Annotated in this window: 8 protein-coding genes and 1 pseudogene; 5 read left to right on the top strand and 4 right to left on the bottom strand. The window is 48.5% G+C overall.

All coding sequences use genetic code 11. The features are described from left to right. Positions 1 to 561, bottom strand: a 561-nt coding sequence (locus tag ACJAYR_RS17310; protein WP_415237761.1) for a hypothetical protein, incomplete at its 3' end; no start/stop codon positions are given. A 512-nt stretch (positions 562 to 1,073) separates the two neighbouring features. Here ACJAYR_RS17310 and ACJAYR_RS17305 point away from each other — a divergent pair. Continuing rightward, positions 1,074 to 3,020: pseudogene (locus ACJAYR_RS17305) on the top strand (DEAD/DEAH box helicase); the annotation flags it as partial. Positions 3,021 to 3,390: 370 nt separating this feature from the next. Here the strand turns inward: ACJAYR_RS17305 and ACJAYR_RS17300 are convergent. Both ACJAYR_RS17300 and ACJAYR_RS17295 read right to left on the bottom strand, forming a co-directional pair. Next, positions 3,391 to 7,212, bottom strand: a complete 3,822-nt coding sequence (locus tag ACJAYR_RS17300) for a DNA topoisomerase (protein ID WP_415237760.1) — start codon at positions 7,210 to 7,212, stop codon at positions 3,391 to 3,393. Positions 7,213 to 7,296: 84 nt separating this feature from the next. Continuing rightward, complete coding sequence (locus ACJAYR_RS17295) at positions 7,297 to 7,962, bottom strand: TetR/AcrR family transcriptional regulator (protein ID WP_415237759.1); 666 nt, start codon at positions 7,960 to 7,962, stop codon at positions 7,297 to 7,299. A 73-nt stretch (positions 7,963 to 8,035) separates the two neighbouring features. Between ACJAYR_RS17295 and ACJAYR_RS17290 the strand changes: the two genes are divergently transcribed. Genes ACJAYR_RS17290 through ACJAYR_RS17275 form a run of 4 tightly spaced genes read left to right on the top strand, consistent with a single transcriptional unit; the run spans position 8,036 to position 11,947 of the window. After that, entirely contained in the window at positions 8,036 to 9,352 is a 1,317-nt protein-coding gene (locus tag ACJAYR_RS17290) for a flavin-containing monooxygenase (protein ID WP_415237758.1), read from the top strand. Beyond that, positions 9,349 to 10,251: a bile acid:sodium symporter family protein gene (locus ACJAYR_RS17285; RefSeq protein ID WP_415237757.1), complete on the top strand. Its 903-nt coding sequence runs from the start codon at positions 9,349 to 9,351 to the stop codon at positions 10,249 to 10,251. The genes ACJAYR_RS17290 and ACJAYR_RS17285 overlap by 4 nt, the downstream gene beginning before the upstream one ends. Next, the gene (locus ACJAYR_RS17280) at positions 10,248 to 11,186 is read left to right on the top strand and encodes an SDR family oxidoreductase (protein WP_415237756.1); all 939 of its coding nucleotides are present in this window, start codon (positions 10,248 to 10,250) and stop codon (positions 11,184 to 11,186) included. The genes ACJAYR_RS17285 and ACJAYR_RS17280 overlap by 4 nt, the downstream gene beginning before the upstream one ends. Continuing rightward, positions 11,183 to 11,947 (top strand): SDR family NAD(P)-dependent oxidoreductase, encoded by a 765-nt coding sequence (locus ACJAYR_RS17275; protein ID WP_415237755.1) that lies wholly within the window; start codon positions 11,183 to 11,185, stop codon positions 11,945 to 11,947. The genes ACJAYR_RS17280 and ACJAYR_RS17275 overlap by 4 nt, the downstream gene beginning before the upstream one ends. Before the next feature lie 2 nt (positions 11,948 to 11,949). Here ACJAYR_RS17275 and ACJAYR_RS17270 read toward each other — a convergent pair. After that, positions 11,950 to 12,498, bottom strand: a 549-nt coding sequence (locus ACJAYR_RS17270; RefSeq protein WP_415237754.1) for a gamma-glutamyltransferase, incomplete at its 5' end; no start/stop codon positions are given.

The raw sequence follows: 12,498 nt of genomic DNA, 5'->3' as shown, positions 1-12,498 counted from the left end.
ACTTTGCACAATACTCGCGGCCATCGATTTTTCTTCAAGAAGCGTTTCGCCCTCAGAGCTGGTAACAGAAACAGTCGCCCCATATTGTGACGTTGACCATTCATCACCGATCACCTGCTCGCCAATCTCTTTCGCAATCAGAGAGCATTTTATGATGGCCTCTTCTTCTGAGAGGCTATCAAAAACAAAGACATAAGCGTCATCACCGACCCGATAATAAATATCATGAGGTGTCAGGCGTTGTTGAAATACCTTTTCTGCAAAGGTGTGTATATAGCTGGAGTATTTTTCCCACTTATCACCGAGTTTAGCCTTGATCGTTGCCAAATTTATCAGGCTGATTTTTCCGTTGACCAAAAACTCGTTGCCATCAATCAGATGTTTGATTTGCTCCTCAAGAAGCTGTTCTTCGGTTGTTGTTTGGGAGGAGGTTTTTTTCTTGTCAGGATCGTTCTGTTTGTCCAGTGGAGTAACAGATTTGGCTCCCGACTTTGAAACCTTTTTTGAGAACTGTTTCCAGTTGCTCTTTATTTTGTTGAAGCCTAACGCCTTTAAAAGCATCTTGTTTTTGTCCAATACGGTGAAAGGGCTAACGCCATTTGTTAAGGTATATGATATATAATATATATAATACGGAGATGGTGTTAAAATTCCGTGAGTAAACAAACAATACGACACATTTGGGATTAATGCTTTTTGGTTAAAATATTCCGCCTGTCCAAGTAGTAAAGTTACCTTATGTCCTGAATTATATATTAAAGTAATTTATAATTCCATTTTGTCAAACACGGTCAAAGCGCGCGATAAAAATCGAAAGTCGATACGACTAAAGTAGAGTGCGCAGGCTTCTTGCGGAGAGGTGTTTTCGGACTGATTGGAAGCCTTTTCATTGTTTTTCCAGATTAATTAAAATACGAAAAATTGTTTTGTGTGTCGGCTTTTCTTTACTTTCCCGTATTCTAGTATTAGAACCCCAGTAACTTGCTTGATGCTGCGGATCAGACGGTCTGTTCAGCCTCCTGAAAATTATATATGACTTCAGGGCAAGAGACCTGTGATCCGAAAGATAAATGATGACAAATTATGATGGCGTTATGACGCCACTGGCAACCGCGTTGGAAGAACGCGGTTATACGGACTTGACCCCCGTTCAAACGGCAATGCTAACCCCTGAACTAAATGGACGGGATGCGTTGGTATCCGCCCAAACCGGTTCCGGTAAAACTGTGGCTTTTGGTCTTGCGATGGCCCCAACTTTATTGGAGGCGCAGGACCGGTTCGCACCGGCCGAAGTACCGGTTGCTTTGATCATTGCCCCAACCAGAGAACTTGCTTTGCAGGTTAAAAGTGAAATTGACTGGCTGTACGCCAAAACGGGAGCTTCTGTGGTTTCCTGCGTTGGCGGGATGGATATCCGGACAGAGCGTAGAAACCTGGATCGGGGAGCGCATATCGTCGTGGGGACACCCGGACGGTTGCGGGATCATATCGAACGCGGGGCGTTTGATACAAGCGGTCTGAAATGCGTTGTTCTGGATGAAGCAGATGAAATGCTGGATATGGGGTTTCGTGAAGACCTGGAATATATCCTGGATACGTCTCCAAAAACCCGTCGGACTCTGCTTTTTTCGGCAACTGTATCGCGGCCGATCGCCAGCATGGCAAAACGGTATCAACAGGATGCCATGCGTATTTCTACCGCAGCGGAAGAAAAACAGCATCAAGATATTGAATATAAAGCATTGACGGTTGCGCCGAATGATCGCCAGAACGCGATTATCAATATTCTCCGTTTTTATGATGCAAAGAACGCCATTGTGTTCTGTGGGACCCGCGCAAATGTTAATCAACTGACAAGTCGCTTGAATAATCGCGGGTTTTCGGTTGTCGCGCTTTCTGGCGAGCTTAGCCAGAACGAACGTAGTCATGCCCTTCAGGCCATGCGGGATGGACGGGCGCAGGTCTGTGTGGCAACCGATGTTGCCGCCCGTGGTATTGACCTGCCTAATCTTGAACTTGTTATTCATGCAGACCTGCCCCGTGGTTCGGAGCCTTTGCTACATAGAAGTGGCCGAACAGGACGCGCGGGACGGAAAGGGGTTAGCGCCCTGATCGTTCCGTATAACTGGCGCCGTAAAACCGAACGGTTGCTTGGCAATGCTAAAGTAACAGCCACATGGGAAAAGCCGCCGTCATTGGAAGATGTCATTGCGAAAGACCGCGAGCGGTTCATGAACGATGCCTGTTTGACTGAGCCGGTTAAGGAAGATGAACAGGAGATCGTTAAAGAGCTTCTGGAAAAACATTCCGCCGACCAGATTGCAGCAGCCCTTGTTCGCATCCATCACACATCAAAGCCCGCTGCGGAAGAGTTGTTGGATCAGGCTGCCCCGGATCGCGAGCGCACAAGAAAAGAGCGTCAGGACTTTACCAATGGCGTTTGGTTTGAACTCTCTGTGGGTCGTAAGCATACAGCCGAGCCGCGTTGGTTGCTGCCGATGCTGTGCCGGGCGGGACATATTACCAAAAACGAAATTGGTTCCATTAAAATTCAGGAAGAGAAAACCTTCGTTGAATTGGAGGCCAAGTGCGTGGATGCATTTTTGGAAGCATTGGGCCCCAGCCGTAAGATGGAAAAAACGGTTGATGTTCAAAAACTGGACAAAAAACCTGTTTTTAAGGAAGCAGGAGGTCGTCCGCGCCGCTCAGAACGCCCTGACCGTCCGGCGCGCGCCGATCGCGGACCACGGCCGGAGCGCGGTGAAAAATCTGAACGTCGCGGCCCGCGTCGTGAGTTTGACAAAAAGCCTGTTCAAAACCGGGATGCAGGCAAAGAATATCATCGCAAATCTGACGCCGGTGATGATGCCCAGAAGAAAGAATATCGTAAACCAGAGGCCGCCTTTGATCGGCCGAAGAAAAAGTATGACCGGGATACCGAGGGTAAAAAACCTTTTAAGAAAAACGATCAGCGGGATGGCGCTAAGGGACGTGACAATCGATCACGGGACAAGTCTGGAATGACAGACCGGAATGCCAAACCTTCAAGTGGTGCTGATTTCGCTTATAATAAACGCTTCGGAAAACCTGAAGATCCGTCAGAACGGTTTAAAAAAACAGACAAGACTGTAAACGCTGACGCCCCTAAAAGAGCTTCTAAAAAAGATACTGCGAAGCGTTCTAAAGCGTCGGATACAGATCAGGACTTCGGTAAATTCAATCGGAAACCGAAAGACAAAAAGCTGAGCCTGAAGAAAAAACCTTCGGCTGATGGCGGCAAAAAGGACGGTGGTTTTCGCGCCCTGAAACGCAATAAGAAAAATGCGTCAGATTAGTCCGATAAATAATTCCTAGCGAGAAGGCGGCAGTCCATTGGAGTGTCGCCTTTTTTTATGCAGGATACTCCACAAGGATAACCCGCTCAGTGGCATTTTTTAAGGCGCGATACAGCGGGGCTGCTCTTGTCGTTGAATTGCTTATGACGACGATAATTTTGCTTTCTGAAACCGTGCCAGTAGTTGCGGGTATTGCATAGGCAGGAGCGACGATGTCCAATTCATCAAATTCAAACTCCAGCGATTTTCCTGAAAAGCTGATTTTGGCCAACTGGGCTTCGGCATCAATTTTTTTAATAATGCCAACTTCACCTTTGCCGAGGCCTTTATCTATTGCGTCCTGTGTGAGTATGATCTTGCTTTTCGATTTATACAGATGGCCAAAGCGGTTTACAGAGGACGGATTTTTCTCTTTCTGCGGAAGCTGGATTGCCTGTTTGTTGAACGCGTTGACACCGGCGGGTCCTGCCGCTTTATCGCACAGGAGCTGGATGTCTGTAATTGAATCAACTTCAAATTTTGCCGGCAAACGATTGTGAATAAGTTCCAGTGCCGTTGCTGATGCTTTTTCTTCTGACGGTGTTGATAAAATGAAAAAGTCGGCCTCCGCGGACGGCGGAAATTCTTCAACACACTCCCCTGTTTTGAACAGAGAGGCCAACGCCCGTGCTTTTTGACTGTTGCTGTCCACAGGTTTCGAAGGATTGTTCAGTATTGACCATTGAAGGCGGCGACAACGCTCTTCCAGCGGGTAGGCGGCCATTTCGAAGAAAGTGTTCCTCTCTTCTTGAAGGATCAGAACCGCAGCTTCTTTCGGGGTGGCAGTCAATAAGGCCCGTAAATGCTCGGGATCCATATCATCAGAATAAAAGAGAATGAGGAATTGGCATTTGAGAGGTTTTTGGGCGGAATGTTTAAAGTCCTGCGTAGCTTCATCCCACCCCAGCACTTTTAAAACGGGCTCTGCTTTTTCGTCCAAAGCTGTTTTCACCGACGTGGCAGCGGATTGAAACGCTGTCACAATTTTGGTCGTTACTTTTTTTGCGTTAAGAATGTGAATTAGTGGGTTGATAATACAAGATAAAGTATCGTTCTTGTTGGATAAAAGAACGGTTGCTTTCCGAGACAGGATAGACGACAGAATTTCGGTATGGGTCGGCTCTAGCACTGTGTCCGTCTGTTCCTGTGCCCATTGAACAGCTTTGATTGTATCAAACGGTTGCCACGGTGGCATGTGGCCGCTCAGGCTTTTTAAAAGCGTGCCCAGGGTTTCTTTTGTTTCGGCGGTGTCTCTGCGTTCAACATACAGAATGCCGTCTCGTTCTTCTTCAACAACTAACTTCTCTGAAAGTGCTGTTTTTAGCGTGTTTTCAACACTGACCGGACTGACATTCAAACGTTTGGACAGCGGGGCAATCAGTGTGCCCTTTTCGCGAGGAATGTTGAGCATTTGAAGCAATGCTGCCTGCAGCCGCGCAGGGTCGTCAGGGCTTAATCCGATTGTGTAGGCAATTTTGTCTGCATTATCGAACCCAAACCAACTGACTGCTTTCAGGATTTCGTAGGGCTTTTCGTGGACCAGTGTTAGCGCCTCTTCTTTGAAGCAGCGGGATAACCGCAGTCCGAAATGACGGGAAATCCCGTATTCTGCCAATTGTTTACCGATTTCTTTTGCCTGTTTTCTTTCAACGGCGGCGGTAACAATCTTCGGGCCAACGCCTTTGACTTCGGATAATCTTTCCGGCGTGTCTTCAACAATGGAAAGTGCATCAACGCCAAAGGTTGCGACGACTGCCTTTGCCGCGACGGGACCCAAACCGCGAATTAAGCCGCTACCCAATCGTTTTTCAATTGCAATCAATGGGTTGCCACCAAGATGTTCATCCAGAAAATCTTTGCAAACCTGAAAATCGGTATCAAATTTCTTAGGGGCCTTAATCCCTTTACGCGTGGCAATTGAGGTCGCTGTTGCGATCATTTTTTCCGTGGGTTTGCCGTTACCAAACTTCGCCCTGTCTTTCGGAGGGGCAACGCCTGTCATGATTTTAGGAACGCGCGCCGCATTATCCCGGATAACGCTAATCAGGCGAGAGGTTGCATCGCCGATTTCATCCCAAACCTGCCGGGCGGTTTGCTTTCCTTCGAGAATGTCATCAAGTTTCATTTCCCAAAGGGCCGTAACGCCGGGGTCAACAAGTTCTGGTGCGGCTTGTTTAAGGGCTTTGTAAAGTGCCAAGCCAGCCGGTGTCGGCACAATATGTTTGCCGTTCTGGGTGATAAAGTTCTGCTTTTTGAGCCCCAGAATAATTGCCGCGCGTGTCGCAGGGGTGCCGATGCCTTTTGCTTCTTTCAAACGTTCCTGAAGCGATTTATCAGAGACAAACCGCCAGGCATTTTGCATGGCGTCAATTAACGAGCCTTCATTGAAACGGGAAGGGGCTTTCGTTTTCTTTGTGTCAAGGATAACGGGGGAGAGACGAACAATATCACCATCCTGCACTGGGGGCAGTTCTCCTGCATGATCCTCTTTCTTTTCCATTTCATCTGTGAAAATGGTGCGCCAGCCCAGCTCTTTGGGAATGTTTCCTGTTACCTTGAACAGAAGCTCTTCGCCTTCAGGGGTGGGGACAGGCAGGGAAACTGTAGTGGACTGATAAACATAATCAGGAAGCAGAATGGCCAGATAAGAACTTGAAACAAGATCAAACATTTTCCTCTCATCGTCTGAAAGGCGCGGATAAATTCTGGCGATTTGGTCCATAGTGTTTTTATTGGGAATAATCGCGTGGTGGGAGACGCCTTTTAAACCGGCGTCGGAAAAATGTCCGCTTTTCCCTTTGCGAATTTCGGGTTTTCCCATATCCAGATTTTGATACTGCTCCAGACTTTTAAGGCCTTTGACTATTTCATCAATGTCGGCGATCTGGTTTTCCGCAAGATATCTTGATTCTGCACGCGGGTAGGTTTGAATTTTCTTGCCATCGCCGTCGTATAGCTCTTGCGCAACATCCAGCGTTTTTGTGGCAGACCATCCCCATTTGCGGGCGCAGATCTTTTGAAGTTCGGGCAGATCCAATAATTTTGGCGGCTTGGTCCGCTTGACCTTCATTACAGCCTTTATCGGACCTTCAAATCCATCGGCGAGAGCGCAAAGGCTTTCAGCCCGTGCCTGATCCAGAATTTTCTCTTTCGGGGCGTATCTTAGATCCAGTTTCCCAGCGGTCGTGTTGGCCGTTGCCACAAGGTGATAATAATCTGCGGGTTTGAAATCCAGAATTTCTAATTCCCGTATACAGACGATGGCCATGGTTGGTGTCTTGACCCGCCCAATACCAATGGCCCCGTATTCACCGGGTTGTTTCAATGCCACAGTTGCGGCTCGTGTTAGCGATAAATTGTAAACCTGATCGGCTTGCTGGCGGGCAAGGGCTGCCTGACCCAAATTGAGGTAGTTTTCGTTGGGTTCCAGATTTTCAAAAGCCTGACGCAGCGTTTTTTCGTCTTGTGCGGTGAAGATCGCTCGTCCGACAGGGCCTTGAAAGTTATAGTGACGGAGCAATTCTTCCCCGATCAGCTGCCCCTCCCGGTCACAGTCAGTCGCCAGAATGACCCGGCTCGCCTTTTTTAAGGCCTCTTCAATGGCTTTTAGTTTCCCGCGCGCTGAAGGGGAAGCATCTGGCGCCGGGCAGGTTGGGTAAAAATCATCAGGTTTCAGCAAGTCAAAAGACCATTTTCCCCAAGCGCTATTCACACTGAGAGGTTCCTGCAGACTTAAAAGATGCCCCTCAGCCGGGAGTATTTGACCGTACTCATTGCCTATTGCGGCCGCCAGATCTTTTTTCTGTGACGTTTTTTCCGTGATAATAAGTGTCGTCACACATGCGCCCCTTAACGACTAATTCCCATGGTTTGGTTTCTACATCATCCGGGAATTCAGGCAAAGCACAGAAGGAGAATTTATCTACAAAATGTGGTTTATATGCCCAGACTGCTTTGTTAATAGCGTTTCCATGCCGGCGACACAAAAATCGATCATGTCCTCGATATCCATCTCGGTTGTTCCGGGGCTCAGGGTTTCAATACGCCAGCTTGCATTAAAGAACGCCAATAACGCGGCAACGGAATAAATCTGGCCTGTCGCTGCGCGAGAGCGAACAGTAAGCGGATGAAGTTTTAGGATTTCGTCCAAGAATAAATGCGTGGTCGGATCAAAGCATTCCGAGGCAAGGGACTGCCATTTCGGATTAGCCGAAACATGGGCGATCAATCGCCCGTAATACAGCCAGTGGGGTCCATCCTGTGTTAGTAATTTGAAATGGGTCCTTAGAAAACAATCCATGATCGTTCGAACAGACAATTCTCCTGTCTGTTTCAATTTTTCCAGTTCCCGTATTCGAATGTCTGAAAGCTCTTCTGCGCGGCGCTTTACCGTTTTGGCAAACAGCTCTTCCTTGTTCCCACCGTGATGTTGGACCAATCCAACGGGGACATCCGCAAGCGTGGCTATTTCTCGTAGGTTAGAGCCATCATACCCTTTTTCCGAAAAAATGCGCTCGGCGGCATCCAGAATGCGCCTTTTTGTTTCCAGGGATCGGGCTGAGGGGGCTCTTTTTCTGGGGGATAACAACAATCTCTCCTGCTAAAAAACACTTGCCTAATGTTATACAATTGTTCAATCTAAACATCAACCGGGAGGATGGATGAACAAAAAAACTAAAAAATATGCCCTGATTGGCGCCGGGCCAATGGGGCTGGCAATGGCCAAAATACTATCGGAATTGAGGATTGAATTTCAAGGGTTTGAATTGCATACGGATGTGGGCGGGTTATGGGATATTGAAGCTCCCAAATCGACCATGTATGAGACGGCACATTTGATTTCTTCAAAAAAAATGACGGAGTTTTTAGACTTCCCCATGCCTGAAAAAGCCGCTGAATATCCGTCTCATCGAGAAATGAAATCATATTTTCAGGCTTTTGCGGATCATTATAAGTTACGGGACAATTATCTTTTTGGAACGGAAGTTACCCGCGTCGAGCCTGTTGGAGAAAACGGCGACGGATGGCGGGTCTATTGGCAAACAGACGGGGGGGCGGCCGAGGCGGTTTTTGACGGTGTGCTGATTGCGAACGGGACACTTTCTGAACCGAATATTCCTGAATTTTCAGGGGATTTCGCGGGCGAGATCATACATTCATGCTCTTACCGGTACCCGGAGCAGTTCAAAGACAAACGTGTCTTGATTGTTGGCGCGGGTAATTCTGGTTGTGATATTGCAGTGGACGCTATTCATCACGGCAAAAGCTGTGATCTGTCCTTGCGCCGCGGTTATTATTTTGTGCCCAAATATGTTTTTGGCAAACCTGCGGATACGCTGGGAGGGATGATTAAACTACCGATGTGGTTAAAGCGTCCGATTGATCAACTTATCCTGAGCTGGTTTGTCGGAAATCCGCAGAAATATGGGTTCCCTAAACCGTCCTATAAACTTTATGAAAGTCATCCGATTGTAAATTCCCTGGTGCTGTATCATGCAGGGCATGGCGATATAACGATTAAGCCAGACATTGAAAGGTTTGAGGGAAAATCAGTTTTCTTCAAGGACGGCAGTGTCAGTGATTATGATATGATCCTGACGGCGACGGGCTATAAATTACATTATCCGTTCATTGAGGAAGATCTTTTGAACTGGAAGAATGATGCGCCGCATTTATACCTAAATTGCTTCCATCCGGAGCGAGATGATTTGTTCGTTCTGGGCATGGTTGAAGCAAGTGGTTTGGGGTGGCAGGGGCGCCATGAACAGGCTGAAATGGTTGGTCGTTACCTCAAAGGGCTGCAAGAGGGGACTGCGGCCGCCAGTGCCTTAAAAGAAAAGAAATCTTCAGGATTTGAACGGGCGACAGGCGGGATGGCTTATCTCGATTTACCGCGCATGGCCTATTATGTCGATAAGGCAACATATCGAAAAGCGGTAACCGGATGGATTGAGACGCTAAAAGGGGCCGCGTCATGACCGGTATTGATGACGTTCTTTTGAATTTCAGTCCGCAATCCCTAACCTTACTAAATGCTATTCTGGCAATTGTTATGTTCTCGGTGGCGTTGGATCTGACCCCAGATGATTTTCATCGGCTGCGCCGGGCTCCAAAACCTCTTCTTGTGGGATTGTTTTCCCAATTTATTATATTGCCGGTTCTAACTTTTGGAATGGTCTGGCTTATACAGCCCAGCCCGTCTATTGCGCTTGGATTGATATTGGTTGCTGCGTGTCCGGGGGGAAACATCTCTAACTTCATCACGCATCGTGCCGGTGGGAATGCGGCACTGTCCGTTTCGATGACAGGGGTTGCGACAATTGCAGCGATCCTGCTGACGCCCATAAATATTGCTTTTTGGGGCGGTTTGTATGGGCCAACCGAAGAAATTTTGCGAAAAACGACCCTCGATCCAGTGCAAATCGCCATTACCGTTTGTTTTATGCTGGTATTGCCGTTGTTTCTGGGTGTGCAGCTGAACGGACGGGCCCCTGACTTTAGCGCCCGTTTGCGTCGCCCATTGCAATGGGTTTCCATGGCGATTTTCGTAAGCTTTGTAGTCATCGCGCTGGCGGTAAACTGGGAATTTTTTGTGAAGTTTGCCGGGGCGGTGGCCGCTTTGGTTATTTTGCACAATTCGCTGGCCTTGGGCGGGGGGTGGATCACGGCGACCCTTGGACAATTGTCGCCCTTTGACCGGCGTGCTGTCACAATTGAAACAGGCATTCAAAATTCAGCGTTGGGTCTGGTGTTGATTTTTGCCTTTTTTGATGGTTTGGGAGGAATGGCCGTCGTTGCTGCTTTCTGGGGGATCTGGCACGCAATTTCGGGATTGGCGTTGGCCTATGTGTTTTCCCGGTCGGAGGCAGCGCGATGAAGGTTTTGATTACCGGAGGTGCCGGACTGGTGGGCCGCGCCGTTTTGAAAGAATGGAAGCAATCCGACGAAATTCAGATTATTGCAACCGATATTGTTCCTATTTCTACTTTGCCTGATCACATCCAGTTTCGAAAAATGGATGTAACGTCGCCGGAGGTCGAGTGCGTTATCGCAGAGGAACGCCCGGATGTGATCCTTCATCTGGCGTCTATTGTATCACCACCTAAAGGAATGACTGATCGTCTGGCCTATGACGTGGATGTGGGCGGCACCCGGCGTGTGCTGGAGGCAGCAATCAAATACAAGGTTCAGCGGTTGGTTGTTACGTCATCGGGGGCGGCTTATGGCTATCATGCCGATAATTCTGTGCCCTTGAAAGAGGAAGATCCAATTCGCGGCAATTCTGAATTCGCCTATGCACATCACAAGAGGCTTGTTGAGGAAATGCTGGCGGAGGCGCGTTCACAGTCGCCGGATTTGCAGCAGGTAATTTTGCGCGTGGGGACTATTCTGGGCGCCGAAACAGACAATCAGATAACGGCGTTGTTTAAGAAGGATCGCTTGCTCGGTCTTTCTGGATATGAAAGTCCCTTTGTTTTTATTTGGACAAAGGATTTGGCGCGCATCCTGATCCGGGCGTCAACCGACGGTGCGTGCGGCATATTTAATGTCGCCGGGGACGGTGCGCTGGGGGTGAGTGACCTTGGGCGAATATTGGGCAAGAAAATACGCCGCGTGCCTGCTTGGCTCGTAAAGCTGGGCTTAGGGATCGCCCGTCCCATTGGCTTGTCACGATATGGTCCTGAGCAAGTGCGGTTCCTTCAATTTCGCCCGGTTCTGGATAATACAAAGCTGAAGGAAGAATTTGGATATACCCCGGAACTCACTAGTGAACAGGTGTTTGTACTGTGGAAAGAGCAGGCGGGCTTATGAAAACAGCGTTAATCTCCGGTGGGGCCGGCGGCTTGGGAAAAGCCTTGATACGACAGTTGCAGCAAGCAAACTGGCGAGTGATTGCGTTGGACCTTGATATAAGCAGTTTGCATGAAAGTGACACGCTATGGCCCATTGCCTGTGATTTGACCGATCCCGATGAATTGCAGAAAACCGCGAACCGGATTTTAGGAAAATACCAGTCCCTTGATTTGATCATTTATAACGCCGGCGTCACCCAGATCATGGCCTTTGATCAATCGACAGAAGATAGCCATAAAGCAGTGTTTGATGTCAATTATTTCGCAGCGGTGTCCATGGTCAGACACTTTTTAGAGGCTGTGCGGATTGCCAAAGGAACCCATCTGGTTATTTCTTCAGTTGCTGGCTTTACGCCTTTGTATCATCGCACGGCCTATGCCGCCTCCAAACATGCCTTGGAAGGGTTTTTTAAATCCCTTCGATCAGAGGAGAGAGAAAACGGATCGTCTATCTTAATCGCAGCTCCATCGTTTATTGCAACCAATATCGGGCAGCCTGAAACTACACAAGAGGGCATTGCAAGGCCCGGGTCCGCAACAGATGGAAAAGACTATATGGACCCGGACACGGCTGCACACGCAATCCTGAAAGGTTTTGCCAAAAAACAGCCAATGATATTGGTGGGCCGGGTGGCAAAATTTGCGTGGTGGATCAACCGCTTATCTCCCCGATTATTTCAGCGGATCATGGAGCGACAGATCGCCGGCACACAAGAGTAACCTTAATCGCCCATCACAATGCCTTCACGGCGCGGATCAGCGGCACCGATCAATAGGCCGTCCTGCATTAGGATGGCATGCAAACCAGAGTTTAAATCTTTGACAGCGACTTTGTGGCCCTTGGCTTCCAGTTCAGGAACCATTTTTTGTGCATGGGTGTTTTCTTCAATGTCCGTGGTGCCGTTCCGGTTCACAATATGCGGGTAGTTTAACGCTTCTTGCGGATCCATATTCCAATCGAGAATTCTGACAATAGAATGGGCAACATAATTTATGATGCGGGACCCACCGGGGGAGCCGATAGCAAGAACAGGTTGACCATCCTTCAGGACAATGGTCGGCGCCATTGAGGACCGGGGCCGTTTGTTGCCCTCGACACGGTTCGCAATGATCTTACCGTCTTTTTCGGGGGCCCTTGAGAAGTCGGTCAGTTCGTTATTCAGCAAGAAGCCATTGGTCATAACCCGAGAGCCAAAGCCAGTTTCAATGGTTGTCGTTAATGAGACAACATTTCCATATCCGTCGACAATCGAAATGTGGCTTGTGCCGGG

Origin of the sequence: Sneathiella sp., from assembly GCF_047631475.1 — a bacterium.
GTDB lineage: Bacteria > Pseudomonadota > Alphaproteobacteria > Sneathiellales > Sneathiellaceae > Sneathiella.
The sequence above is the reverse complement of the archived record's forward strand: the minus strand, read 5'-3'. Positions and strand labels throughout refer to the sequence as shown.